The sequence below is a fragment of the Streptomyces sp. NPDC048825 genome (assembly GCF_043198355.1).
Classification (GTDB): domain Bacteria; phylum Actinomycetota; class Actinomycetes; order Streptomycetales; family Streptomycetaceae; genus Streptomyces; species Streptomyces xiangluensis.
Genome location: NZ_JBICUR010000028.1, coordinates 76053 through 101672, shown reverse-complemented (window position 1 = coordinate 101672; position 25620 = coordinate 76053). Strand labels below are relative to the sequence as shown.

At 70.0% G+C, this 25620-nt stretch carries 22 protein-coding genes and 1 pseudogene; 7 read left to right on the top strand and 16 right to left on the bottom strand.

The window, feature by feature from the left end:
- Both ACGFNK_RS42845 and ACGFNK_RS42840 read left to right on the top strand, forming a co-directional pair.
- A pseudogene (locus tag ACGFNK_RS42845) lies at positions 1-96 on the top strand (sulfate adenylyltransferase small subunit); the annotation flags it as partial.
- A gap of 2 nt (positions 97-98) precedes the next feature.
- Positions 99-1340, top strand: coding sequence for a sulfate adenylyltransferase subunit 1 (locus tag ACGFNK_RS42840; protein WP_393425904.1), 1242 nt, complete (start codon positions 99-101; stop codon positions 1338-1340).
- Positions 1341-1506: 166 nt separating this feature from the next.
- Here the strand turns inward: ACGFNK_RS42840 and ACGFNK_RS42835 are convergent, their stop codons facing one another.
- Positions 1507-3816 carry a bifunctional salicylyl-CoA 5-hydroxylase/oxidoreductase gene (locus tag ACGFNK_RS42835; protein ID WP_393425901.1) on the bottom strand — a complete coding sequence of 770 codons (2310 nt, stop codon included), beginning with the start codon at positions 3814-3816 and terminating at the stop codon, positions 1507-1509.
- Positions 3801-4628, bottom strand: a complete 828-nt coding sequence (locus tag ACGFNK_RS42830) for an enoyl-CoA hydratase family protein (protein ID WP_393425898.1) — start codon at positions 4626-4628, stop codon at positions 3801-3803. Before ACGFNK_RS42830 ends, ACGFNK_RS42835 begins: the two co-directional genes overlap by 16 nt.
- A gap of 376 nt (positions 4629-5004) precedes the next feature.
- On the opposite strand from ACGFNK_RS42830, the gene ACGFNK_RS42825 reads away from it, so the two are divergent.
- Positions 5005-5457 carry an ATP-binding protein gene (locus tag ACGFNK_RS42825; protein ID WP_393425895.1) on the top strand — a complete coding sequence of 151 codons (453 nt, stop codon included), beginning with the start codon at positions 5005-5007 and terminating at the stop codon, positions 5455-5457.
- 11 nt (positions 5458-5468) lie between these two features.
- On the opposite strand, the gene argF is transcribed toward ACGFNK_RS42825, so the two are convergent.
- The 4 genes from argF to ACGFNK_RS42805 all read right to left on the bottom strand — a co-directional run bounded on the left by argF (position 5469) and on the right by ACGFNK_RS42805 (position 12262).
- On the bottom strand, positions 5469-6476 hold the full coding sequence (argF, locus tag ACGFNK_RS42820; RefSeq protein ID WP_393425892.1) for an ornithine carbamoyltransferase: 1008 nt from the start codon (positions 6474-6476) through the stop codon (positions 5469-5471).
- Positions 6477-6595: 119 nt separating this feature from the next.
- Positions 6596-7819, bottom strand: coding sequence for an arginine deiminase (locus tag ACGFNK_RS42815; protein WP_393425889.1), 1224 nt, complete (start codon positions 7817-7819; stop codon positions 6596-6598).
- A 403-nt stretch (positions 7820-8222) separates the two neighbouring features.
- Complete coding sequence (locus tag ACGFNK_RS42810; protein WP_393425886.1) at positions 8223-10790, bottom strand: polynucleotide kinase-phosphatase; 2568 nt, start codon at positions 10788-10790, stop codon at positions 8223-8225.
- Entirely contained in the window at positions 10787-12262 is a 1476-nt protein-coding gene (locus ACGFNK_RS42805; protein ID WP_393425883.1) for a 3' terminal RNA ribose 2'-O-methyltransferase Hen1, read from the bottom strand. Before ACGFNK_RS42805 ends, ACGFNK_RS42810 begins: the two co-directional genes overlap by 4 nt.
- A gap of 430 nt (positions 12263-12692) precedes the next feature.
- On the opposite strand from ACGFNK_RS42805, the gene ACGFNK_RS42800 reads away from it, so the two are divergent.
- On the top strand, positions 12693-13481 hold the full coding sequence (locus ACGFNK_RS42800; RefSeq protein ID WP_393425880.1) for a DeoR/GlpR family DNA-binding transcription regulator: 789 nt from the start codon (positions 12693-12695) through the stop codon (positions 13479-13481).
- Positions 13482-13725: 244 nt separating this feature from the next.
- The gene (locus tag ACGFNK_RS42795) at positions 13726-14853 is read left to right on the top strand and encodes a glycoside hydrolase family 76 protein (RefSeq protein WP_393425877.1); all 1128 of its coding nucleotides are present in this window, start codon (positions 13726-13728) and stop codon (positions 14851-14853) included.
- A gap of 133 nt (positions 14854-14986) precedes the next feature.
- On the opposite strand, the gene ACGFNK_RS42790 is transcribed toward ACGFNK_RS42795, so the two are convergent.
- On the bottom strand, positions 14987-15910 hold the full coding sequence (locus ACGFNK_RS42790) for an LLM class F420-dependent oxidoreductase (RefSeq protein ID WP_393425874.1): 924 nt from the start codon (positions 15908-15910) through the stop codon (positions 14987-14989).
- A 187-nt stretch (positions 15911-16097) separates the two neighbouring features.
- Between ACGFNK_RS42790 and ACGFNK_RS42785 the strand changes: the two genes are divergently transcribed.
- Positions 16098-16262, top strand: a complete 165-nt coding sequence (locus ACGFNK_RS42785) for a hypothetical protein (RefSeq protein ID WP_393425871.1) — start codon at positions 16098-16100, stop codon at positions 16260-16262.
- Between the two features lie 54 nt (positions 16263-16316).
- On the opposite strand, the gene ACGFNK_RS42780 is transcribed toward ACGFNK_RS42785, so the two are convergent.
- The 8 genes from ACGFNK_RS42780 to ACGFNK_RS42745 all read right to left on the bottom strand — a co-directional run bounded on the left by ACGFNK_RS42780 (position 16317) and on the right by ACGFNK_RS42745 (position 23416).
- Complete coding sequence (locus tag ACGFNK_RS42780) at positions 16317-16790, bottom strand: DUF6099 family protein (RefSeq protein ID WP_393425868.1); 474 nt, start codon at positions 16788-16790, stop codon at positions 16317-16319.
- A gap of 233 nt (positions 16791-17023) precedes the next feature.
- A complete protein-coding gene (locus ACGFNK_RS42775) occupies positions 17024-17368 on the bottom strand; it encodes a nucleotide pyrophosphohydrolase (RefSeq protein ID WP_393425865.1) in 345 nt (114 codons plus the stop codon).
- The gene (locus tag ACGFNK_RS42770; RefSeq protein WP_393425913.1) at positions 17365-18585 is read right to left on the bottom strand and encodes an ATP-binding protein; all 1221 of its coding nucleotides are present in this window, start codon (positions 18583-18585) and stop codon (positions 17365-17367) included. Before ACGFNK_RS42770 ends, ACGFNK_RS42775 begins: the two co-directional genes overlap by 4 nt.
- A 128-nt stretch (positions 18586-18713) precedes the next feature.
- Positions 18714-19103 carry a cell division protein SepF gene (locus ACGFNK_RS42765; RefSeq protein ID WP_386355623.1) on the bottom strand — a complete coding sequence of 130 codons (390 nt, stop codon included), beginning with the start codon at positions 19101-19103 and terminating at the stop codon, positions 18714-18716.
- 208 nt (positions 19104-19311) lie between these two features.
- Positions 19312-21288 (bottom strand): ABC transporter permease, encoded by a 1977-nt coding sequence (locus ACGFNK_RS42760; protein ID WP_393425862.1) that lies wholly within the window; start codon positions 21286-21288, stop codon positions 19312-19314.
- A gap of 58 nt (positions 21289-21346) precedes the next feature.
- A complete protein-coding gene (gene modA, locus ACGFNK_RS42755; RefSeq protein ID WP_393425859.1) occupies positions 21347-22129 on the bottom strand; it encodes a molybdate ABC transporter substrate-binding protein in 783 nt (260 codons plus the stop codon).
- A gap of 52 nt (positions 22130-22181) precedes the next feature.
- Positions 22182-22577: a molybdopterin-binding protein gene (locus ACGFNK_RS42750; protein ID WP_386355632.1), complete on the bottom strand. Its 396-nt coding sequence runs from the start codon at positions 22575-22577 to the stop codon at positions 22182-22184.
- An 80-nt stretch (positions 22578-22657) separates the two neighbouring features.
- On the bottom strand, positions 22658-23416 hold the full coding sequence (locus ACGFNK_RS42745; RefSeq protein ID WP_393425855.1) for an FHA domain-containing protein: 759 nt from the start codon (positions 23414-23416) through the stop codon (positions 22658-22660).
- Between the two features lie 221 nt (positions 23417-23637).
- On the opposite strand from ACGFNK_RS42745, the gene ACGFNK_RS42740 reads away from it, so the two are divergent.
- On the top strand, positions 23638-24573 hold the full coding sequence (locus tag ACGFNK_RS42740; RefSeq protein WP_393425852.1) for an alpha/beta hydrolase fold domain-containing protein: 936 nt from the start codon (positions 23638-23640) through the stop codon (positions 24571-24573).
- Between the two features lie 59 nt (positions 24574-24632).
- On the opposite strand, the gene ACGFNK_RS42735 is transcribed toward ACGFNK_RS42740, so the two are convergent.
- Complete coding sequence (locus ACGFNK_RS42735) at positions 24633-25583, bottom strand: catechol 2,3-dioxygenase (RefSeq protein WP_393425849.1); 951 nt, start codon at positions 25581-25583, stop codon at positions 24633-24635.
- Between the last annotated feature and the right edge of the window lie 37 nt (positions 25584-25620).

Below are 25620 nucleotides of genomic sequence, written 5' to 3'. Positions count from 1 at the left end.
GCCGCCTCCCGGCTCACCGAGCGGGGCGCGACCCGCGCGGACGACAAGCTGTCCGAGGCCGCGATGGAAGACCGCAAGCGCGAGGGGTACTTCTAGCCGTGACCAGCACCATCGATCCTTTTGCCGGGACCACTACGGACACACTGCGGTTCGCGACCGCCGGGTCGGTCGACGACGGCAAGTCGACGCTCGTCGGACGGCTGCTGCACGACTCCAAGTCCGTTCTCGCGGACCAGTTGGAGGCTGTGGAGCGCTTCTCGCAGAGCCGGGGGCAGCAGGCGCCCGACCTGGCGCTGCTCACGGACGGTCTGCGGGCCGAGCGCGAGCAGGGCATCACCATCGACGTGGCGTACCGCTACTTCGCGACGCCCCGCCGCCGGTTCATCCTCGCCGACACCCCCGGCCATGTGCAGTACACCCGCAACATGGTCACCGGCGCCTCCACCGCCGAGCTGGCGATCATCCTGGTCGACGCGCGCAACGGCGTCGTCGAGCAGACCCGCCGGCACGCAGCGGTCGCGGCCCTGCTCCGGGTGCCGCACATCGTCCTCGCCGTCAACAAGATGGACCTCGTCGGCTACGAGGAGCAGGAGTTCGACCGGATCGTCGCGGACTTCGCGGGCCACGCCGCCGAGTTGGGCCTGCCCGGCTTCACACCGATCCCGGTGTCGGCCCTGGTCGGCGACAACGTGGTGGACCGTTCGACGCGTATGGGCTGGTACGCGGGTCCTGCGCTCCTGGAGCACCTGGAGACGGTGCCGGTGGGCGGCGACGTGGCGCGCGAACCGGCCCGGTTCCCCGTCCAGTACGTGATCCGGCACGACGAAGTCCGCTACTACGCGGGCCAGTTGGCGTCCGGCTCGCTACGCGTCGGCGACCGTGTGACCGTGCATCCCTCCGGCGAGACGTCCACGATCACGGGCCTCGACGTGCTCGGGGAGGAAGCGGCCGTCGCGTACGCCCCGCAGTCGCTGACCGTGCGCCTGGCCGACCAGCGCGATGTCTCGCGCGGTGACATGCTCACGGCCGGGACGGATGCGCCCGCGCTGACGCAGGATGTCTCGGCGAACGTCTGCCATCTGGCCGACCGGCCGTTGCGGGTGGGTGACCGGGTGCTGGTCCGGCATACGACGCGCACGGTGAAGGCGATCGTGAAGGACCTGGGCGGGGCGCCCGAGTTGGCCGCGAACGACCTGGGCCACATCAGGCTGCGCACGGCGGAGCCGCTGGCGCTGGACGACTACGCGGTTTCCCGTCGGACGGGGGCGTTTCTCCTGGTCGATCCAGGGGACGGGGCGACGCTGACGGCGGGGATGGCGGAGCTCAACTCTCCGTTGTAAGGCTGGGTGGATGCGCCTTCGGGGGTGGTGCGTTCGGGATTCGTGGGCGGGTGCGGGTCAGTTGTGGCTGGTCGCTCCCCCACTCTCGGCTTCGCTCGAGCGGGGGGACCCCCATCGCGGCGGTGCCGCAAATGTCACAGCCCCGGGCCCCTTCGGGGCGCGGACCTCAGCTCCCCAACGTGAGCCGCGGCTTCGGCGCGTCCGTGCGCCCCGTCTGCGGGCGTCGGCTGCCCGCCCGATACGGGGCGGGCCAGCTGACGCCCGGCCCGGTGTAGCCCTGTTCCGCCGCCGCGTGCAGCGTCCAGTGGGGGTCGTACAGGTGGGGCCGCGCCAGAGCGCAGAGGTCAGTACGGCCCGCCAGGATCAGGGAGTTGACGTCGTCCCAGGAGGAGATCGCGCCCACCGCGATCACCGGGATTCCCGTCTCGTTGCGGATCCGGTCGGCGTACGGCGTCTGGTAGGAGCGGCCGTACTCCGGCTGCTCCTCCGCCACCACCTGGCCCGTCGAGACATCGATCGCGTCGGCGCCGTGTGCGGCGAAGGCGCGGGCGATGGCGACGGCATCGTCCGCCGTGGTGCCGCCGCCGGCCCAGTCGGTGGCGGAGATGCGTACGGTCATCGGGCGGTCCTCGGGCCATACGGCGCGCAGGGCGTCGAAGACTTCCAGCGGGAAGCGCAAACGGTTCTCCAGAGGGCCGCCGTAGGCGTCGGTGCGGCGGTTGGTCAGCGGGGAGAGGAAGCCGGAGAGCAAGTAGCCGTGGGCGCAGTGGAGTTCGAGCAGGTCGAAGCCGCAACGGTCGGCCCGTCGGGCGGCTGACGTGAACTGCTCGCGTATGTCGGCCAGTTGGGCTCGGGTCAGCTCGTGCGGCGTCTGGTTCTGGGGCTTGTACGGGAGCGGGGACGCGGCCACGAGCGGCCAGTTGCCCTCTTCCAGTGGTTCGTCGATGCCCTCCCACATCAGCTTGGTGGAGCCCTTGCGGCCCGAGTGGCCGAGCTGTACGCCGATCGCCGCGCCCGGTGCCTGTGCGTGCACGAAGTCGGTGATCCGCCTCCAGGAATCGGCCTGTTGGCCGGTGTAGAGGCCGGTGCAGCCCGGTGTGATCCGGCCCTCCGCACTCACGCACACCATCTCCGTCATCACCAGACCGGCGCCGCCGAGCGCCCGTGCGCCCAGGTGGACGAGGTGGAAGTCGCCGGGTACGCCGTCCACGGCCGAGTACATGTCCATCGGTGAGACCACGACCCGGTTGCGCAGGGTCAGTGCGCGCAGCCGGAACGGTGTGAACATCGGCGGCGTACCGGGCGGGCAGCCGAACTCGCGCTCCACGCTTTCCGTGAAGCGCGCGTCGCGCAGCCGGAGGTTGTCGTGCGTGACCCGGCGGCTGCGGGTGAGCAGGTTGAAGGCGAACTGGCGGGCGGGCTGGTCGAGATAGAGCCCCAGGTTCTCGAACCACTCCAGGCTGGCTCGCGCCGCCCGCTGCGTGGAGGCGACGACGGGGCGCCGTTCCTCCTCGTAGGCGGTCAACGCGGCGTCCAGGGAGGGCTGTTCCTCCAGGCAGGCGGCCAGGGCGAGCGCGTCCTCGACGGCGAGCTTCGTACCGGAGCCGATGGAGAAGTGGGCGGTGTGCGCGGCGTCGCCGAGGAGGACCACGTTGTCGTGGGACCAGCGCTCGTTGACGACGGTCCGGAACGCCGTCCACGCCGACTTGTTGGACCTGAGCGCCCGTCCGCCGAGCGCGTCCGCGAAGATCTTGGCGCACCGTTCGACTGACTCCCGCACATCCGACTCCGCGAACCCGGCCGCCTCCCACACCTCCTCGCGCATCTCGACGATGACGGTTGAAGCGTCAGCCGCATACGGGTATCCGTGCAGCTGCATCACCCCGTGCTCGGTCTCCGCGATCTCGAAGCGGAACGCCTCGAACGGGAAGTCTGCGGCGAGCCAGATGTAGCGGCACCGGTGGGTGGTCACCCGCGGCCGGAACACCTGCGCGTACGCCTCACGCGTGGCGCTGTGCACCCCGTCCGCCGCGACCACGAGGTCGTACGACTCCGAAAGCCGCGCCGTGTCCGGTGCCTCCGTACGAAAGCGCAGCTCGACACCGAGCGAACGGCATCGCTCGTGCAGGATCTCCAGCAGCCTGCGGCGCCCGAGCGCCGCGAAGCCATGTCCTCCGGAGGTGTGGCGGATGTTCCGGTGGACGATGTCGATGTCGTCCCAGCGCACGAACTCGTCCTGCAGCGCCTCGTACACGACGGGGTCGGCGTGTTGGATACCGCCGAGGGTTTCGTCGGAGAGGACGACGCCGAAGCCGAAGGTGTCGTCGGGGGCGTTGCGTTCCCAGACAGTGATTTCGCGGGCCGGGTCGAGGCGCTTGAGGAGGGCGGCGGCGTAGAGCCCACCGGGGCCGCCGCCGACGACGGCGACCCGGAGGTGCTCTCTCGGTGGCGGCGCCACCGTCACCGCCCCCGCCACTTCGGTGGCCGCTTTTCCGTGAAGGCCGCGTGGAACTCGGCGTAGTCCTCGCCGTTCATCAGGAGGGCCTGGGTCGAGGCGTCCAGCTCCACGGAGGCGGACAGTGGCATGTCCAGCTCGGCCGTGAGCAGGGCCTTCGTCTGGGCGTATGCGAGGGCGGGCCCCTGGGCGAGACGGTGGGCCAGGGCCTGGGCGGCCTCGTCGGCGTGGCCTTCCTCCGTCAGCTCGCTGATGAGGCCGATCCGCTCGGCTTCGGGTGCGCGTACCGGCTCGCCCAGCATCAGCAGGCGGGTCGCGTGGCCGAGCCCGACGACGCGGGGCAGCAGATAGGCGGCGCCCATGTCGCCGCCCGACAGGCCGACGCGGGTGAAGAGGAAGGCGAAGCGGGCGCTCGGGTCGGCCACCCGGAAGTCCGCGGCCAGGGCGAGGACCGCACCCGCGCCGGCCGCGACACCGTGCACGGCCGCGATCACGGGGAAGGGGCATTCTCGTACGGCCCTCACGACCTGCCCGGTCATGCGGTTGAAGTCGAGCAGCTGGGACGTGTCCATCGACAGCGTGGCTCCGATGATCTCGTCGACGTCACCGCCCGAGCAGAAGCCGCGGCCCTCGCCGGCCAGCACCAGGGCGCGTACGGACTTCTCGCGGGACAGCTCGGCGAGCAGGTCGCGCAGATCGGCGTAGGCGCCGAAGGTGAGGGCGTTCAGCTTCTCGGGGCGGGCCAGGGTGACGGTGGCGACCCCGTCGACGTACCCGCAGCGCAGGTGCTGCCAGTCGGGCGTGCGGGTCGCGGAGCCGGTGAAGGGACTCATGAGGTGCGGCCTCCTCGGACGGGGGCGGCGATCTTGCGCTGCGAGCGCTACCCATGAATCTATCACCCATCTTTGACTGTCGTCATGAGCGCGCGATAAAGCCGCGGCCAGGTGTCGGTATGCGAGCTTCACCACATGAACCGGCATGAAGTTCGATACGTGAGCTTTGATACGCCACAAGACGAAGCCCCGACACAGCAGTCACGGAGTCACGGGTGCGCGACAGCGCCGTAACAGCGGGGCTCCCGGCGCGAGGCGGACCGTTGACCTGGGTACAGCCCGAAAGCAGACCGAACGTCCAGAAAGGCACCCGCCGGGTGTTACCGCCCGACACCGCAGTACAATTCACATTGTTGAAAGCAGGACTACCTGCTCCATGAACGGACCCGCCATGCACGAGCCCTCAGCCCCAGCCTCATGGCGCGTCGCGCTGCCGCACTCCGCCGCGGCCGTACCCGTCGCCCGCGCACTGGTCCGTACCGCACTGGCCGAGATCGAGCACGCCGCCGACTGCGACACGGCCGAGCTGCTCACCGCCGAGCTGGTGGCCAACGCCGTGGAGCACACCAAGGGGGACGCCCCCATAGAGCTGATCGTGCAGCTGCTGCCGACCGGCTGCCAGGTCGAGGTACACGACCCCGACCCGGCCCCGCCCGGCAGTCTCACCCGCCCCGGCCCGGACCACCCGGACCCCTGGCAGGAGCACGGCCGCGGCCTGCTGCTGATCCGCGCCCTCAGCTCGTCCTGCGGGCACCGGCCCACGGAGTCCGGCAAGGCGGTGTGGTTCAGGCTGCCGGCGGTGCCGCAGCAGCGCAGACCTGCGGACTGATGATTCAGGGCTCAGGCGAGCGTCGCCACCAGGACCGCCTTGATCGTGTGCAGCCGGTTCTCCGCCTGGTCGAAGACGACCGAGTGCGCCGACTCGAAGACCTCGTCGGTGACCTCGAGCGAGTCCAGGCCATGCCGCTCGTGGATCTCGCGCCCGACCTTCGTGCCCAGGTCGTGGAAGGCCGGCAGGCAGTGCAGGAACTTGACGTCCGCGTTGCCGGTGGCACGCAGAACATCCATCGTCACCGCGTACGGACCGAGGGCGGCGATCCGCTCGTCCCAGACGCCCTTGGGCTCCCCCATGGACACCCAGACGTCGGTGGCGATGAAGTCGACGTCCGCGACGCCCTTGTCGACGGTCTCGGTGAAAGTGATGCGGGCCCCGCTGGTCTCGCTGATCCTGAGGGCCTCGGCGATGACCTCCTTGGCGGGCCAGTAGGCCTGCGGGGCCACGATGCGGACGTCCATCCCGAGGAGCGCGCCCGTGATCAGGTACGAGTTGCCCATGTTGAAGCGGGCGTCGCCCAGGTACGCGAAGGCGACCTCGTCCAGTGGCCGGTCCGTGTGCTCCGTCATCGTGAGCACGTCGGCGAGCATCTGAGTGGGGTGCCAGGCGTCGGTGAGGCCGTTGTAGACGGGCACGCCTGCGTACGCCGCCAGCTCCTCGACGTTCGCCTGGCTGTCCCCGCGGTACTGGATCCCGTCGTACATCCGGCCGAGCACCCGCGCGGTGTCCTTCACGGACTCCTTGTGCCCTATCTGTGAGCCGGACGGATCGAGATACGTGGTGGACACCCCCTGGTCCGCGGCCGCCACCTCGAACGCGCAACGGGTGCGCGTCGAGGTCTTCTCGAAGATCAGCGCGATGTTCTTCCCACGCAGGTACTGGGTCTCGGTCCCGGCCTTCTTGGCGGCCTTCAGCTCGGCGGCAAGCTCGATCAGACCGCGGAACTCCTGCGCCGTGAAGTCCAGCTCCTTCAGAAAGTGACGGCCGGCGAGGGCGGTCGGGACTGTCGCCATGGGGGCGCTCCAGATATGCGGGGACACGGACGGTTGGAAGTCTATACGAACGCTCGCATTTCTATGCGACTGTGAGGCGACTTCTGTGCGACCTCTACGCGGCCTGACTGTGTTCGCCTCTACACCGCCTCGCGTACGACCGGGCAGCTCATGCAGCGCGGCCCGCCCCGCCCCCGCCCCAGCTCGCTCCCCGGGATCTCGATCACCTCGATGCCCTGCTTGCGCAGATGGGTGTTGGTGGTCGAGTTCCGCTCGTAGGCGACCACGACGCCCGGCTCGACCGCGAGGACGTTGCAGCCGTCGTCCCACTGTTCGCGCTCGGCCGCGTGCACGTCCTGCGTCGCGGTCAGTACGCGGATCTCGCTCAGTCCGAGGGCCGCGGCGATCGCGCGGTGCATGTGCTCCGGCGGGTGGTCGGTGACCTTGAGCTCCTTGTCGCCCACGCCCGGTTCGATGGTGTACGAGCGGAGCATGCCGAGTCCCGCGTACTGCGTGAAGATGTCGCCGTCGACCATCGTCATCACCGTGTCGAGGTGCATCAGGGCCCGTCTCTTGGGCATGTCGAGCGCCACGATCGTGGTCGCCGACCCGGCGGCGAACAGCTTGTGCGCGAGCATCTCCACTGCCTGCGGTGTCGTCCGCTCACTCATGCCGATGAGCACGGCACCGTTGCCGATCACCAGCACGTCGCCGCCCTCGATGGTGGAGGGGTAGTCCGCCTGCCCCTGAGACCAGATGTTGAAGGTCTCGGCACGGAACAGCGGGTGATGCTGGTAGATCGCCTCGAAGTGCACGGTCTCGCGCTGGCGGGCGGGCCAGCGCATGGCATTGATGGAGACCCCGTCGTAGATCCAGGCGGAGGTGTCCCGGGTGAACAGATGGTTGGGCAGCGGGCGGAGCAGGAAGTCGTCGAGTTCCATGACGTGGAAGCGCACGGACGTCGGCTCCGCGTGCGCGTCCAGGAACTCCCGCTTGGTCATCCCTCCGACCAGGGCCTCGGCCAGCTCGCCCGCCGGCATGGCGTCGAAGGCCTCCCGGATGTGGTCCGTGGCGAGCGGCCCGTACTCCTTCTCGTCGAAGACGCGGTCCAGTACGAGCTCCCGGGCGGCCGGGATCTCCAGCACATCGGTGAGCAGGTCGCCGAAGAGGTGGACGATGACCCCCCGGTCACGCAGCACGTCCGCGAACCCGTCGTGCTCCGCGCGCGCCCGGCGCACCCACAGCACGTCGTCGAAGAGCAGGGCGTCCTTGTTGCTGGGGGTGAGCCTTTTGAGCTCAAGATCAGGCCGGTGCAGGATGACGCGGCGAAGCCGGCCGGCCTCGGAGTCGACTTGGAATCCCATGCCTCCATCTTTGACCATCCGGACACGTGTTCATCCACCGATCGACCGGGGTGACGGGGGCGAGATTGCGCGGGCGGACCGCATCCGGGTTCTCGTCTCCTTGACGAAAACCGGCCGGCCGTACCTTCCGAGGCGCCGGTCGACGACGAGGGTGGCCGGGACGGCTCCGCGCCTCGTCGGCCGACGTCGCCGGCCTCGTCCGCCCGCGCGGGCACCCACAGCGTCGCCGCGGACAGCAGGGCGACCGCCGCCGAACCGACGAGCACCCGCACGTTGCCCAGCCACGCGGCCGGCGCACCACCCGCCGGCGCCCCGACCGGGACCGTGGCGAGAAGCGCGGCCTGGACGAACCCGGCCACGCTGCCCTGCATTGTCCGGTGGGCGCCCCGGCCCACGGGCCGGGTCACAGCCGCGGATCCACCGGCTCCGACTCCAGCGCCAGTACCCCGAACACCGCCTCGTGGACCCGCCACAGCGGCTCGCCTTCCGCCAGGCGGTCCAGGGCTTCCAGGCCAAGCGCGTACTCCCGGATCGCCAGCGAGCGCTTGTGGTTCAGGGAGCGGCCACGGAGGCGGTCGAGGTTCTCCGGACGTGTGTACTCGGGGCCGTAGATGATCCGGAGGTACTCGCGGCCCCGGCACTTGATGCCGGGCTGCACGAGCCGCCCCTCCCCGTTGCGCACCACGGCATCCACCGGCTTGACGACCATGCCCTCACCGCCGCGCCCGGTCATCTCCAGCCACCAGTCGACACCGGCCTGCACCGAGTCCGGGTCACCCGTGTCGACGAAGAGCCGACGCGTGGTCTGCAGCAGCCCGGACGCGTCGCTCGACACGAAGCGGTCGATCAGCGCGAGCTGTTCGTCGTGCGGCAGAGCGGCCAGACTCCGCCCCTGCACCGCGAGGATCTGGAAGGGCGCGAGCCGCACTCCGTCCAGACCGGACGTGGTCCAGCAGTACCGCCGGTACGCCTCGGTGAACGCGGCGGCGTCCGCGGCCCGTTCCCGCTGCTTCACCAGCAGATCCCGTACGTCGACACCCCGCGCCGCCGCCCCTTCGAGCGCGGCGACCGCACCCGGGAACACGGCCCCGGAAGCGGCCCCCACAGCGGCGTACTGACTGCGCAGCAGCCCGGACGCCTTGAGCGACCACGGCATCAACTCGGCGTCCAGCAGCACCCAGTCGGTGGCCAGCTCCTCCCACAGCCCGGCCTCGCCCATCGCGCTGCGGATCCGTCCGAGGATCTCCTCGGTGACGGATGGGTCATCGAAGAAAGGCCGCCCCGTACGGGTGTAGAGAGAGCCGGTCGCCCCCTCCACCCCGAACCGCTTCCCCGCCGCCTCCGCGTCCCGGCACACCAGTGCCACCGCCCGCGAGCCCATGTGCTTCTCCTCGCACACGACCCGCGCGACACCGTCCGCCGCATACTGGCCGAAGGCCTCCGCGGGGTGCTCCAGGAAGTGTCCATCAGCGGCTACGCCGCGGGCCTCCATACGCGAAGTCGCCGTCGGGGCCATCGTCGGCGGCAGGTACGGCAGCAGCCGCGGGTCCACGGCGAAACGGCTCATGACCTCCAGGGCCGCCGCCGCGTTCTCCTCGCGGACCGACACCCGTCCCGCGTACCGGGTCTCCACGACGCGGCGCCCGTGCACGTCCGCGAGGTCGAGTGGCCGCCCGTCGTGACCGCCGGGTGCCTCGGTCCGCAGCGGCTTCGTCGGCTCGTACCAGACCCGTTCCGCCGGTACGTCGACCAGCTCGCGCTCCGGCCAGCGCAGTGCCGTCAGCTTGCCGCCGAAGACGGCGCCGGTGTCCAGGCAGACGGTGTTGTTGAGCCAGGTCGCGGTGGGGACGGGTGTGTGGCCGTACACCACAGCCGCGCGGCCCCGGTACTCCTCCGCCCACGGGTAGCGCACCGGCAGCCCGAACTCGTCCGTCTCGCCGGTGGTGTCGCCGTACAGCGCGTGCGAGCGCACCCGGCCAGACGTACGGCCGTGGTACTTCTCGGGAAGACCGGCGTGGCAGACGACGAGCCGGCCGCCGTCGAGCACGTAGTGGCTGACGAGCCCGTCGATGAACTCCCGCACCTGCTTCTTGAACTCCTCGCTCTCCCCCTCCATCTGCTCGATCGTCTCGGCGAGCCCGTGCGTGTGCTGGACCTGGCGGCCCTTGAGGTAACGCCCGTACTTGTTCTCGTGGTTGCCGGGCACGCACAGCGCATCGCCCGACGCGACCATCGCCATCACGCGGCGCAGCACACCCGGCGAGTCGGGACCGCGGTCGACGAGGTCGCCGACGAACACGGCCGTACGGCCCTCGGGGTGCACCCCGTCCAGGTAGCCCAGCTTGCCCAGCAGTGACTCCAGTTCGGATGCGCAGCCGTGGATGTCGCCGATGATGTCGAAGGGCCCGGTGAGGTGGGTCAGGTCGTTGAACCGCTTCTCGGTACGGATCGACGCGCTCTCGACCTCCTCCACACCGCGCAGGATGTGCACCTTGCGGAAGCCCTCGCGCTCCAAGTGCCGCACGGAGCGCCGCAGTTCGCGGATATGGCGCTGGATGACACGGCGCGGCATGCCGGCCCGGTCCTCGCGCGAGGCGTTGCGCTCGGCGCACACCTCCTCCGGTATGTCGAGCACGATGGCGATGGGCAGCACGTCGTGCTTCTTGGCCAGTTCGACCAGCTGCTTGCGGCTCTCCTGCTGCACGCTGGTCGCGTCGACCACGGTGCGACGGCCCGCCGCGAGCCGCTTGCCCGCGATGTAGTGGAGTACGTCGAAGGCGTCCCCGCTGGCGCTCTGGTCGTTCTCGTCATCGGCGACAAGGCCGCGGCAGAAGTCGGACGAGATCACCTCGGTCGGCTTGAAGTGCCGGCGGGCGAAGGTGGACTTGCCCGAGCCGGAGGCGCCGATGAGCACGACGAGGGAGAGGTCGGTGACGGGCAGAGTACGACCCTTGGTCTCATTGCTGGTCATGCGGCCTTCTCCTCCTTCGCTGCTTTCATCGTGGCTGTGTTCATGGAAAACGTGGCCATCTGGGTCGGCGGACCCACCTCTGGGTCCTCAGGTCCGACGGGTGCGAACTCCACGTCGTATCCGTGCCGTTCGGCCACCGCCCTGGCCCAGGTGCGGAACTCCTCGCGCGTCCACTCGAAGCGGTGGTCGCCGTGCCGGGTGTGCCCGGCGGGGAGGGTCTCCCAGCGGACGTTGTACTCGACGTTCGGCGTCGTCACGAGGACGGTCCTCGGGCGTGCGGAGCCGAACACGGCGTACTCCAGGGCGGACAGCCGCGGCACGTCGACGTGCTCGATGACCTCGCTGAGCACGGCGGCGTCGTACCCCTTGAGCCGTTTGTCGGTGTACGCGAGCGAGCCCTGCATGAGCTTCACGCGCTCGGCCCGCCGCTCCCCCATCCGCTCCAGCTTGAGCCGGCGCGAGGCGATGGTGAGTGCGCGCATCGACACATCGACACCGACGATCTCGGTGAACCGGGTGTCCTTCAGCAGCTCCTGCACCAACTGGCCCTGCCCACAGCCGAGATCGAGCACGCGCCCCGCCCCGGCGGCCCGCAGCGCCTCGACGATCGCGTCACGCCGCCGCACGGCGAGCGGTACCGGCTTCTCGTCCGTGTCCTGCGTCTCGTCGACGGCGTTGTCGATCTCCTCGACCTCGCTGTCGTCCGCCTCCGCCAGCCGTACGAGTTCCAGGCGCTCCATGGCCTGCCGCGTCAGCGACCAACGGCGGGACAGATAGCGGCTGGTGATCAGCTTGTGCTCCGGATGCTCCGGCAGCCAGCCCTCGCCGGCCCGCAGCAGCTTGTCGACCTCGTCGGTCGCGACCCAGTAGTGCTTCGCGTCGTCGAGGACCGGGAGGAGGACGTACAGGTGCCGCAGCGCTTCGGCGAGCCGCAGTTCGCCTTCGAGTACGAGGCTTACGTAGCGGGAGTCGCCCCATTCCGGGAACTCGGCGTCCAGCGCCACGGGCTGAGCGGTCACCGTCCAGCCGAGCGGTTCGAAGAGCCCCCGTACGAGCTCGGCGCCGCCTCGGGCGGGCAGTGCGGGCACCTCGATGCGCAACGGCCTTGCCTGCCCCGGGAGTTCGGGCCGCGCGATGCAGGTGCCCTTCATCGCGCTGGAGAACACGCCGCTCAGCGCCACCGCGAGCAGTGACGAGGCGGCGTACGGCCGGTCGTTGACGTACTGCGCGAGCGCCGCGTCCGGCGCACCACCACGCCCCTTGCCCTTACCGCGCCGCACCAGCGCCACCGCGTCGACCTCCAGCAGCAACGCGGCCGTGCAGCGCTCCGCGCTCGCCTCGGGGTAGAGGACGTGCGCCGTGCCGTAGGAGGTGGAGAACGCCTGCGATTTCTCGGGGTGTTTGTGCAGCAAGAACCCGAGGTCGGTCGCGGGGCGCTCTGGGGTACCGGTGGTGCTGATCGTCAGGAACACTGTGGTGACACCTCGAATTGCCTTCTGAGCTGCAGATCCTCGCCATGTCGTGCATGGCGGTGCACATCGCGTGCACACGCGCGGAATGCCGCGGAATGCCGATGGATCCCAGCAAGGAGAGAGCGCGCTTCTGTGATCACGGCTCCTGGCTCCTTCCCGACGTTGCAGCAGCACTGCGCTACGGCCGGCGGGCCACGGAAGCGCTTCTTCGGCGCGCCTCGACAACGTACAGCGAATGACCGCGGGAATACTCAGGATTTTCCGCTCATCCGCAGTCGCTCGGGTTTGTCACGTCGACAAGCACGACGGCCCACCGAAGATGCTCAACTCCGAGCAGAACACTCCAGCTTCTTGACTGACATCAGTCATCAAAATGACCGAACCCTCCTCTGCATGGCCGAAGTCAGTCAGGCGGTGCTACTTTCTGCGCGTGACATCGAGCAGACGGCGCGCGAAGATCGTGAAGTCACTGCGGATGACGGGAGGCGTGGCCTCCGTACGCGACCTGGCGGAGCGGCTCCAGGTGAGCGAGTCGACCATCCGCCGGGACCTGACGCTGCTGGACCGCGACGGCGAGCTCATCCGGACCTACGGCGGCGCCGCCCTCTCGCTGCGTGCGAATGCCGAGGCCGCGGCGGAGGAAGCCGTCACCGAAGATCCGTTCGCTGTCGCCGCCTCGCACGACATGGCGATGAAGGAGGCCATGGCCATCCGTGCCGCCGAACTCGTCGCGGACGACAGCGTGGTCGTTCTGGACATCGGCACCAGCACCTCGTTGATCGCCCGCCACCTGCGCGGCCGCCCGGTCACCGTGATCACCAGCAATCTGGCCGTACTGGATGAGCTGCGGGACGACGACACCGTACGGCTCGTGATGCTCGGCGGTGTGCTGCGCCGCAACTACCAGTCCCTGGTCGGCTCGCTCACCGAGACGGCCCTGCGGCAGATCAGCGCCGATCTGCTGTTCCTGAGCTGCACGGGCGTGCGCGCCGGCGGCCATGTGGTCGACGACATGGCCGTCGAGGCGCCCATCAAGCAGGCGATGATCGAGGTCGCCGACCGCGTGGTGCTGGTGGCCGCCGAGACCAAGTTCCCCGGTACCGGCAGCCTGCGGCTGTGCTCGCTCTCCGACGTCGATGTCCTGGTCACCACCGCCGGCGCCGACCCCCGGACGCTGGACCTCTGCCGTCAGGCGGGCGGAAAGGTGATCACCGCGTGAGGCCGCCCCACGGCTGGTCGACCGCCGCCGCCCTTCAGTACTCCGCCGCCACTCCTCAGTAGTCCGCCTCAGGAGTCCACTCCGCCACTCCTCAGTCCGCACCCGCCACTCCTCAGTCCGCACCCGCCACCCCGCAGACCGCACCCGCACCCGCACCCGCACCCGCACCCGCACCCGCACCCGCACCGTAGGACCCCTACCCCCACGCAAGGAGCAGTGCCCTCAACACAAGGAGTTGCCTGACATGCACAGATGGGCTCGAAGAATGTGGACCACCGCGGGCGCCACCGCCTGCGGTGTGGTTCTGTCCCTGCTCGCGACCGCCGTACCGACCCAGGCCGCTTCTCCGGCCGCCCCCACCACCGCTCGTACCAGGGCCACCGCGGCCGTGGACGCGATGATGGGCTTCTACGACCAGGAGACCGGCCGCTGGCAGCCCGAATCACCGTGGTGGCAGTCGGGGAACGCCCTCCAGGCGCTTCTGGACTACATGGCGAAGACCGGGTCGCGCAAATACATGCCCGAGGTCAAGAACACCATCGCCATCCAGCGAGCGCCCCTGGAATGGTGGCCGGAGGGCGGAGGCGAGTTCAGGGCCGACTCCACCGACGACACCGGCTGGTGGGCACTGGCCATGACGAGCATGTACGACCTCACCCGCGACAAGAAGTACCTCGACATCGCCGAGCTGGACGAGGCCTACATGCGGGACTACTGGGACGACACCTGCGGCGGCGGCATCTGGTGGGACATCCCGGCCAAGAGCTACAAGAACGCGATCAGCATCGAGCTGTACATCAAGCTCGCCGCAGCGCTGCACAACCGGATTCCCGGCGACAAGGTCTACCTGGCCCACGCCCTCGAAGCATGGCAATGGTTCAAGGACAGCGGGATGATCAACAGCGATCACCTCGTCAACGACGGTCTGAACACGCAGAGCGGCGGCTGCGCCAACAACGGCGGCACCACCTGGACTTACAACCAGGGAGTCATCCTGGGCGGACTCGCCGAGCTGTACAAGGCCACCGGCGACGAGAGCCTGCTCACTGACGGCCGCGCCATCGCCGACGCGGTGATCGCCAGTCCGGCCCTCACCCAGAACGGCATCCTGACCGAGCCCTGCCAGGCGGCGGGCGACTGCAACTCCGACCAGGCGGCCTTCAAGGGCATCTTCGCCCGCAATCTCGGCGAACTCGACCGCGTCCTCACCGGACATCCCTACCGGACTTACCTGCGTACTCAGGCCTCCTCCGCCTACGCCAACGACCGGAACAGCTCGCATCAGTACGGACTGAGCTGGGCCGGACCGTTCGACCAAGCGACCATCGGCCGTCAGGAGTCGGCGGTTTCGCTGCTGACCGCCGTTCTGTGACACACGAACCCGACCCGGTGCACTCCCGCGTCGCCCCTCGGGGGGCAACACGGAGCGCACCGGGCGGAGTTACCACGGACCCGGAACCAGCTGTCAACGATCATGGCTGCCGGGGCCGGTAATCAGACTCGGGTTACGACAGCTGCGACTGCACCTGGGACGAGAGCAGTTCCAGGTGGTCCAGGTCGTCGAGGTCGAGGATCTGGAGGTAGAGCCGCTGGGCGCCGACCTCCGTGTAGCGGCCGATCTTGTCGACGATCTCGGCCGGGGAGCCGGCCAGGCCGTTTGCCTTCAGGTCGTCCACCTCGCGGCCGATCGCGGCGGCGCGGCGGGCGACCTCCGCGTCGTCCTTGCCGGCGCAGACGACGAGCGCGTTGGAGTAGATCAGGTCGTCGCCCTTACGCCCTGCCTCCTCCGCCGCCGCCCGTACGCGGCCGAACTGGCGCTCGCTGTCCTCGATCGAACCGAACGGCATGTTGAACTCGTCGGCGTACTGGGCCGCCAGGCGCGGCGTACGGCTCGCGCCGTGACCGCCGATGAGTACCGGCACCTTGGCCTGTGCGGGCTTGGGCAGCGCGGGCGAGTCGGTCAGGTCGTAGTACGTGCCGTGGTGGCTGAAGGTCTGGCCGACCTCCGTCGCCCACAGGCCCGTGACGATCGCCAGTTGCTCTTCCAGCCGGGCGAACTTCTCCTTGGGGAACGGTATGCCGTACGCCTTGTGTTCCTCCTCGAACCAGCCCGCGCCCAGGCCCAGTTCGACTCGCCCGCCGGACATCTGGTCGACCCCTGCGACCTGGATCGCCAGGACGCCGGGCAGCCGGAAGGTACCGGCCGTCATCAGGGTGCCGAGCCGGATGCGCTTGGTTTCGCGGGCGAGTCCGGCGAGGGTGATCCAGGCGTCGGTGGGGCCGGGGAGGCCATCCACGGAGCCCATGTGCAGATAGTGGTCGGAGCGGAAAAAGGCGTCGAAGCCGAGGTCTTCGGTGGCCTTGGCCACGGCGAGCAGGGTGTCGTAGCCGGCCCCTTGCTGGGGCTCGGTGAAGATTCGAAGATCCATGCCTCCATACTGCACGGTCGAACAGCGGTCAACGCGAGGGTCCCCGCCGGTTACCACCTCGTCCTACGCCGGGTGAAATCCATCAACTCCCCGCGGCCGATGGGCTCGTGGCAGTGACTGGCCCCGGCGGTTTTCGTTGGACTCGGGCGGAGCCGGACCGACCGGCGCGTTGCCGAGGAGGCCGTTCATGTCCCAGGAAGCTGTTGCGTCGTCGCAGCCCAAAGGCTTGCTGCAACAGATGGAGGAGCTGATGGCCGCCCTCAACGCGGACCTGTCCCAACTCGATGCCGACCTCCAGCAGTCGACCACGCGCCCGGACGCGTCGCCGACGGACGGCTCCGAAACCGCCTGACTGCGCCGCCCTGACGGTCGGCTCACCCGGCGGCGCCTGCGGCGGGGGGAAACCCTACGCCGCAGACCCCCGCTCCTGCTCAGCCTCATCCCGAACCGCCAGTCTGCGCAGCATCTCCAGAACCCTGTCGCGGGACTCATCCGCCGCGTCGATGGCCTCCATGCACTGCCAGTACGTGGCCTCATCGTCGGCCGCGGACGCGATACCCACAAGGGCGATGCCCACCTCTCCCAAGAGGCCGCCGAGGTCGACGAGAGCCCGGCGGGCATCGCCGAGTTCCGTGAGCTGCGCGGCACGCAGGGTGCCGGCTCTCGGCAGGGGCACATCCAGGACGCCGCAGCCTCTGCCCGCCAGCTCGATCAACCCCATTGCCTCGCCCCGTAATTCGGGAGGGCCGAACATCGCGAGGCGATTGCCTATCGCCTGGGCGAGGGCCTGTGCCTGCCAGGCCTCCGCCATGATGCCCCGCGTGTCCTCACTTCCCATCAGGGCACGTCTGCTCGCACCGATGAGCCGCACCGCGTCCATGCACTGTCCTCGTCTGTCCCGACGCGCTCTTCACACGCCTGCCCGAACTCCGCCTGCCACTACCCAGAGTGAAGCTCTTTGGGACGAAAAGCCAGAGGAAGCCGGAAATCTGTGGACAATAAATCGAGTGTGGACAACTCGATGACTCCGGAGAGTGACGATCGGCCCTCCAAGGCCTCCAAGCCCCTGCGCCACCCCGCCGCCACGCCGCCACGCCGCCACGCCGCCACGCGTCAGTCCCCGGCTCCCGTCCCCTCCCCCACCGGAAACCTCTCCTCATTCCGGTCGATCTTCGCGGACAGGGCCGCGAGGGCATCGATGTCCAGCACCTCGCACAGCTGGAGCAAGTACGCCAGGACATCCGCGACTTCGTCCGTCACGCGGGACGCCTTCTTCGGGTCGGACATCACCCGGGCCGACTCCTCCGGTGTCAACCACTGGAAGATCTCGACGAGTTCGGAGGCCTCGACGCTGAGCGCGGCGACCAGGTTCTTCGGGGTGTGGTACTGCTGCCAGTTCCGCGCCGCCGCGAACTCGGCCAGTCTGCGCTGGAGCTGGGCCACGTCAAGTTCTGTCACGGCTCAAGGTGTACCACCGTGACCCCGTCGACTCCCGAGGCCCAGGACGGGTCGCTCACGGTCCCCACCAGCCGAATGTGCCCACGCTCGCACATCCGCGCCGCGAGCCGTACGAGCTGGTCCCGCTGCCGTACGTCCAGATCGCGGTCGAACCCGTCGGCCAGAACCGTGAGCGTCTGGAGCGCCTCGGGCACCTCCCCCGCCGTGTCGACCTCCAGCACACCCGGCCCGGTGAGCAGCACCAGGGCGAGGGCCAGGTACCTCAACTCCCCGTCTCCCAGCAGTCCTAGAGGCGTCCGCACCCCGTCGCCCCGGTCCAGCACCGCCCGGACTGCCGGTGCCGCTCGGGCGGCCTGGACCGCCCGAGCCGTCGGTACCGATCCCTGTCCGGCGCCGGACGAAACCTGCTCGGCCAGTACGTCCACGACCTGACCCGCACACCCGTCCCGTACCGCCGCGACCAGCAGCCCGTGCCGCCGTCCGCACTCCGAGCGCGTACGCCACAGCACCTCGGCGAGGTTGTCGCAGCCGGGCAGCAGACGTCCCGCGCCGAGCGGCACGGGCGCGCGCATGTGGCGGGGTACCGGGTCGCAGGCGAAGACGGAGCGCAGGGCGACCACCATCTGCTCGGCGGCGGCGAGGACTTGGCGCTGGCCGTCCGTCCTGCCGGCCACACGCAGGGGCAGCAGCGCGGTACCGAGCCGGTTGTCGGGGAGCGGGGCCCGGGTCACGGGCGACGAGCCCGCCGTGTGCCAGGCCGCCTGCACCGTGGGGCGGCCCGGATCGCGCAGGGCCGTCTCCAGCAGGGTCACCCCGCCGGTCGTCAGCCGCTCGCCCACGATGCGGAGTCCGGGCTCGGCCTGCACAGCGAGGTCGAGCCGTACGACTCCTGCGGGACCGTCCACCGTGCACCCGATGCGGAACCCGCGCCGCCGCCGGGCATCGGGCCGGGCCCGCTCGGGAACGCAGGCGCCAGGATCCGGGAACACTTCGCCCAGCGATGCCCCGCCACCCAGCCGTGCCAGTGCCTCGTAGGCCCGCAGCGCACTGCTCTTGCCGCTGCCGCTGGGCCCCGCGAAGAGCGTCAGCGGGCCGAGCGGGAACTCCGCGCGCCGGTGCGTGGCGAATGCCGACAGCCGCAGCGCGGTGACCCTCGGCCGCCCGTCCTGGCAGGCGGCCCCGCCACACGCAGCGTCTTCGGCGGGCACGGCGTCCATGGCGGCGGCGTTCTGGAGTCGCAAGGGCACGGTCATATCCGGACCGTAGGCTTCCGCCGGCCTGCCGAACCGTTCCGCCCGGCAGACCTTCCTACGATCGAGGGATCAGCAGGTCAAGCAAGTGATCGTCAGGCGCCGGGGACTCCCGCACCCTCCATCAGCCCGCCCACTTCTGTGCCCGGTGGCGTGAGCAGGAACACGTTCCGCTCGACCCGGTGCATGCCGCTCGCCAGCCCGAAGACCACGCCCGTACTGAAGTCCAGTACGCGCTTGGCGACGTCCGGTTCGGCGCCGGTGAGGTCGAGGAGGACCGGGATGCCGGCCATCAGCGTCTCGGCGACCTCGCGTGCGTCACCGAAGACATTGACCCGGAGCACGACGAAACGGCGGCGCGGTTCGGTGTCCGCCTCGGGTATCGACCGGTGGTCGACCGCCGACGGCCAGGCGTCGCGGCCACGCAGCGGGACTACCTGGGCGAGCCCTTCCCACTGTTCATCGGTGACGTCGTGGCCGTTCACCGGCTACCCCCGACCTGACTCGCACTGATTTCCTGCACCGGGCAATTCTTGCGCATGCTCACCCGTTCGGCCCAACAGCGACACGGTCCGCGACGCGGCCGTGCCGTACATCACGCCGGAGAGCCCCCATGTGGTTGCGGCGAGATCAGAGATGTACGAGGCAGGATCAGAGACGTACGAGGCAGGCTCAGAGATGTGCGAGGCGGGATCAGAGACGTACGACCGTCGTCTCCGTCGCCTTGATGCTCGTCCATACCGACGCCCCGTCAGCGAGTCCGAGTTCGGTGGCTGCCTGTGGGGTGATCTCCGCGACCACGTCCGGTGCACGGTCGGAGGTGATGAGGATGCGCAGTCTGCTGCCGGTGGCGGTGATCTCGCGGACGGTGCCGGGCCAGACGTTGCGGGGGCTGCCGCTGGGCCTGTCCCGATGGACGGCGACCGCTTCGGGGGCGATGATCGCGAGGGCTTCCGTGCCCGCGGGCAGCGGGTCCGCGACCACCAACCGCCCTCCGCCGTCGGCGAGTTCGAGCCCGTCGGCGGTCGCCGTGCCGGGCCAGGCGTTGCGGCCGAGCATGCGGGCCACCCACGGCGAGCGCGGATGCCGGGTGACTTCGGCGGGTGGGGCGTCCTGGACGGCGCGGCCCTCGTCGAGAACGAGCACGCGGTCCGCGAGCGACACCGCCTCGACCGGGTCGTGGGTGACGATCAGGCAGACTCCGCCGAAGCCTTCGAGGTGACGGCGCAGGGTGTGCCGTACCTGGGCACGGGTGGTCTGGTCGAGGGCGGCGAGCGGTTCGTCGAGGAGCAGGAGCCGGGGGCGTACGGCCAATGCCCTTGCCAGGGCGACCCGCCCGGCCTGGCCGCCTGAGAGCTGGGCGGGTTTACGGTGCGCGAGGTGGCCCACTGCGAGCCGGTCGAGCCAGTCCTGCGCGGCGCGGCGGGCCTCGGCGCGCGGTACACCGTGGGCACGCGGGCCGTACGCCGTGTTGGCGAGTGCGGTGAGGTGCGGGAAGAGCGCGCCGTCCTGCGGGACCCAGGCGACTGACCTGCGGTGCGGGGGAAGTTTGGTGACGTCGATGTCGCCGAGGTGCAGTGCGGCGTGGGCGCGTGGGGTCAGGCCGAGCAGGGCCCGCAGCAGGGTGGTCTTGCCCGCTCCGTTGGGGCCCACCACGGCGATCGTGGTGCCGGGGTCCGCTTCCAGGACGAGCTGGTCGAAGCCGGTGACCTCGGCATGCAGGGACCAGCCTTCCTTGTCCGGGGCACCCTCGTACGCAGCGGGGGGTTCGGGGGTGTTCGCGGGTGAACTCCCCTCGTCCACGGGTGGCTTGGCCGGGTACGGGCGAGCGCTGCCCGGCGTACCCGTGAAGCGGCCGCGCAGGGCGACGAGTACCGCCATGGCGATGGCGAGCAGCAGCAGCGAGACGGAGGTCGCGGCCTGCGGGTTCTCCTGGAGCAGCAGGTACACCTGGAGGGGCAGGGTCTGCGTCGTGCCGGGAAGGTTGCCCGCGAAGGTGATGGTGGCGCCGAACTCGCCGAGGGCGCGAGCCCAGGTCAGCGCGGCTCCGGCGACAAGACCGGGGGCCACCATGGGCAGCGTCACCGTGCGGAACACCCGGAGCGGCGAGGCCCCGAGGGAGGCGGCGGTCTCCTCGTAACCCTGCCGGAGTCCGGCGATCGCCCCTTCGAGGCTGATCACCAGGAAGGGCATCGAGACGAACGTGGCGGCGACGACCGCGCCCGAGGTGTGGAACGGCAGCGTGATGCCGAAGACGTCCTCCAGCCAGGGCCCGAGCAGCCCGCGCCGTCCGAAGGCAAGCAGCAGCGCGACGCCGCCGACGGTGGGCGGCAGCACCATCGGCAGCAGGACGAGTGAGCGGACGAGGGCCTTGCCGGGGAACGGGACGCGCGCCAGCAGCCAGGCCAGCGGGACGCCGAGCACGAGCGACAGGCCCAGCGACCAGAAGGAGACGACCAGGGAGAGCTTCAGCGCCTCGCTGGTGCCCGGGCTGGTCAGGTGCCCGCCCAGCTCGCCCCAGTCGGTGCGGGCGAGAACACCGGCCAGCGGGAGGAGCAGGAAGGCGATGGCGAGCAGGGCGGGGAGGGCGAGGGTGAGGGGCGTACGGGAGGAGCAGGCGCGGGTTCGCCCGATCTCGGAACGCGGGCCGCCAGGGCGCAGGACTTTCATGACTGGCTACGACTCATGACTGGCTACGACCCATCACTGATCACGGCCCCTCACCTGGTCACGGCTTCTCGAAGCCCGCGGTGCGGAGGATCTGCTGGGCCTGCGGCGAGGACAGCCACTTCACGAAGGCCGTGGCCGCCGTGGAGTGCTGCGACTCCTTGAGGGTGGCGGCGGGGTAGGAGGCGATGGCGTTCTGGTCGTCGGGGATCGTGATCGCGTCGGTCTTGTCGGCCGCCGTGGCCGCGTCGGTCTTGTAGACGATGCCCGCGTCCGCCTCGCCGAGTTCGACCTTGCTGAGCACCGCCCGAACGTTGGGCTCCTCGGAGACCGGTTTCACCGTGATCTTCCGGTCGGCCAGGACCTGCCTGCTGTAGCGGCCGACCGGCACCTCGGGCGCCGCGAGTACGGTCTTCACCTCACTGTCGGCGAGGTTCTCAAGGCCGTCGATCTTCTTCGGGTTTCCCGCGCCTATGGCGATGACCAGGCGGTTCCTGGCGATGACGGTCGCGCTGCCGGTGTCGGCCTTCAGCCCGTCCATCGTCCGGGTGTCGGCGGTGACGAGTACGTCGGCGGGGGCGCCCTGCCTCACCTGCGCGGCCAGTTCCTGGGATCCGGCGAAGGAGAAGGTCAGCTTCGTACCCGGGTGCTCCTTCTCGTACGCCGCGCCCGCGGTCCTGAAGACATCGGTCAGGGAGGAGGCGGCCAGGACCGTGAGGTTCGCCGTGTCCGAACTCCCGCTCGTCTGCTCGGTACCGCCAGTGCCGCAGGCGGCGAGGGAACCGAGCAGGGCGGTGGCGATGAGTACGGCGGCGGCGCGGCGCCCGGTACGGAGGAGGGACATGCCGTGGGGCTCCTTGCAAGGAGGGGTGCCGGAGGCCGTGGCCGGCGGGTGATCAGGCACGGTCGATGTGCACATTGGTCGACTTCACGCGTGCGGTGGCCTGCATACCGACCTCCAGGCCCAGCTCCTCGACGGCCTCCCGGGTCAGCAGGGAGACCAGGCGGTGCGGGCCCGCCTGTATCTCGACCTGGGCCGCGACGTCGCCCAGCTTGACGGCGGTGACGATGCCGGGGAACGCGTTGCGCACCGAGGTGTAGGGGTGCTCCTCCTCACCGCTGCCGCTCTGCGCGATCTCGACGGAGAAGGCGGCCAGATCACGGCCGTCGATGAGGCGACGGCCGCCTTCGTCGCGGTGCGTCGCGACGCGGCCGGCGTCCGCCCAGCGGCGCGCGGTGTCGGCACTGACACCGAGCAGCCGGGCTGCCTGCCCGATGGTATAGGACTGCATGTGCGCCAGATTAAGCCGTGCTGCCTCGCATCTGCAATGCATGGTTGGGTTCACGCCCAGCAAGTGCCACTCAGTAACCTCTAGTCGATCATCTCCAGATCCGGCGGGACGAGGGTGGTCGATTCGACCAGGCCCCTGAGGAGGTTGTGCAGGAGGTTGTTGTCCGTGGGCGCTCCGGACTCCTTGTCGTGTATCAGCGGGTAGGGGAAGTCGCCGCCGTGGAGGCGCTTGCGGACCTCCGTGATCTTGTGCTCGATACGGCGCTCCGTCCAGTTGTCGTCCGGGCGCAGACACTCCAGCAGGCGGGCGGCCCGCCGGTAGGACAGGGGGCGCGGGCCGTCCTCGTACAGGAGGTAGTGCTGGCCGATCACGACCAGCAGCAGCCGTTCGTCCTCGGAGAGCGGCCAGATGCGCGGTTTCAGGGTGCTCGCCTGGCGGCGCGGTACGAGGCCGGGGGCGTCGTGGCCCGTCACATACAGCTCGACCAGGTGTTCCCGGTAGCCCGAGCCCCTCACGAACAGCGGGGTGTAGCCGGGCGTGAGCGGGATGGCCTCGGTGCTTTCGTGCATCAGGCGGCCATGCGGCAGGCGAACGAGCTGCTGTCCGGTGTTGCGCAGCCACCATTGGCTTGCGCGGTACGTGAGTTCGCCGTGCCGGCGGCTGACCCGCAGGTCGTCCTCGCCCACCGCGAGGTCCACGTCCGGCTCCTCGCCGCGACCGAAGCGGACCGTCAGGCCCGGTCGTGGCGGGACCCTGATGCCGCCGGCCAGTGAGCGCGCATGCAAGGTGCCTGGACTGGCCTTGGCGACACCGCGCGCCAGACTCGCGAGCTGATCCATGGTGGCCTCCATCTGTCTTCTCGGTGTCGGGGAGTCGGTCGGCGGGTGGGGTGCGCGTCCCCCTCCGCCGCGCACCCCGGCGCCAGTGTGCGCGCGGGGGTACGGGACCGGTCCCCGGCGGGGTCGCTCCGCGGGAAGCACGGCTACCATCACCCCCATCATCAATCGCCAGGAATCCTGATGATTGACCTCGACAAGGAACCATCCCCGAACGGAGCCGTATGTCCCTCTTGGCCAGGCCGGCAGTGGCCTCCTTCGCCGCGAAGACCATGCAGCGCATGCTCGGACTCGCGAGCCGACGAGCCAGTGGGCGGGGCTCCGTGGCCTCGTGGCGTGAGCGGCTTCCCGAGTTTCCGCGCGACGTCCGCGAGTTGACGGTACCGACGTCCATAGCTCCGGCCCCGGTCGTGGTGTACATGCCCAAATCCGAGGATGGGGCACTCCCGCCGGTCCACGTCAACTTCCACGGCGGCGGATACGTTCTGCCGGGGGCGGAGATGGACGACGCACTGTGCCGTTACCTCGCCGCGGAGGCGGGCGTGGTCGTGGTCAACGTGGACTACGTCGTCGCGCCGCAGCACCCGTTCCCCGCCCCGCCCACTCAGGCGTACGAGGTCGTCCGCTGGGTGGCCGCGCATGGCGGCGAGCACGGCTGGGACGGCAGCCGGCTCACCGTGGGCGGGCAGAGCGCCGGCGGCGGTCTCGCCGCGGCGGTGGCGCGTCAGGCCCTTGGGACCGGCGGGCCCGCGATCGCGCTCCAGGTCCTCCACTATCCGCCGCTCGACCTCGCGACGAGCGCCAAGGACAAGAAGGCCGCCATCCCCAAGCCGGCGTTGCGCCCGTGGATGGGCGCGATCTTCGACAGCGCGTACGTGCCGGACCCGGCCCGACGCACCGACCGCCTGGTCTCTCCGGCCAACCCGGCGGACACCGCCGACCTCACGGGTATCGCCCCGGCACTCGTCATCACCCCCGAGTACGACCTCCTCCGCGCCGAGGGCGAGCGGTACGCCGGGCGACTCGACAAGGCCGGAGCACTGGCCGAGCACCACCTCGTCCCCAAGACCGACCACGGCTACGACCTCAATGACGCCGAGGCCGCCCGGCCGGTCTACGCGCTGATCGCGGACCATGTGCGGCGGGCCGTCAACGCGTAGGAGATGGTGGGGAGCCGGGCCGGCGACCGGCAGGACGCCCGCCCTTGTGGGGCGTGGCGTCAGTCCACCGGCGGCGTGCCGTGTGTGTGGAAGGACTCGATGGTCTTCAGGCCCCAGGCCTGGCCCTTCTTCCGCTCTTCCTCGGTCCAGGTGATCAGGGGCCAGTCCGGGGCGAGAACCAGTCGGGTGAGCGGGTTGCACAGTTCGATGCGGTTGCCGCCCGGCTCGTAGACGTACAGGAAGAACGTCTGCTGGATGGCGTGCTTGTGCGGCCCCGTCTCGATGAACACGCCCGTGTCCAGGGCGAGATCGGCGGCGCGCAGGATGTCCTCGCGCGTGTCGGTGGCGAACGCGATGTGGTGCAGCCGGCCGCGGGAGCCTGTCCAGTCCTCGGTGTAGACGACGTCGTACGACTTGTTGGTGAACGTCAGCCACTTCGCGGCGATCCTGCCGCTGTCGAGCCGGATCTGCTCGGTGGGGCGGGCACCGAGGAGGTGCTGGTGGAAGTCGGCGTTGGCGGCGACATCGGCGGCGAGGTAGTTGACGTGGTCGAGGCGGCGTACGGCCACGCCGTGGCCCGGCTTGGCCTGGGGCTGGTTCTTCAGACCCGGCTTGAGCGCCTCCGGGGCCTGGTACCACTCGGACTCCCAGTACAGGGCGACCTCGTGGCCGTCCGGGTCGGTGGTGACGTAGAGCGGACCGAGGCCCGGCTCGTCCTCGGTCCAGCGGCCCTCGTGTCCCGCGGACGCCAGCTCCTCGACCCTGCGCTGCAGGGCCTCCTCGCTGGAGGCGCGCAGTGCGGTGCGGCGGATGCCGGAGGTCTCGTGCGCGGTGAGGACCAGGCTGTGGTGCTCGTAGTCGTCCCAGGTGCGCAGGTACACGGAGTCGCCGCGTTCGCCGTTGACCGTCAGGCCGAGGTAGTCGGTGAAGAACGCGAGGCTGCGGTCCAGGTCCGGTGTGAGCAGTTCGACGTGCCCGAGGTGGGCGATGTCTCCGAGAGGCGGTGTCATCGGGACCTCCGTAGGGACGAGGGTACGGGGGAGGCGG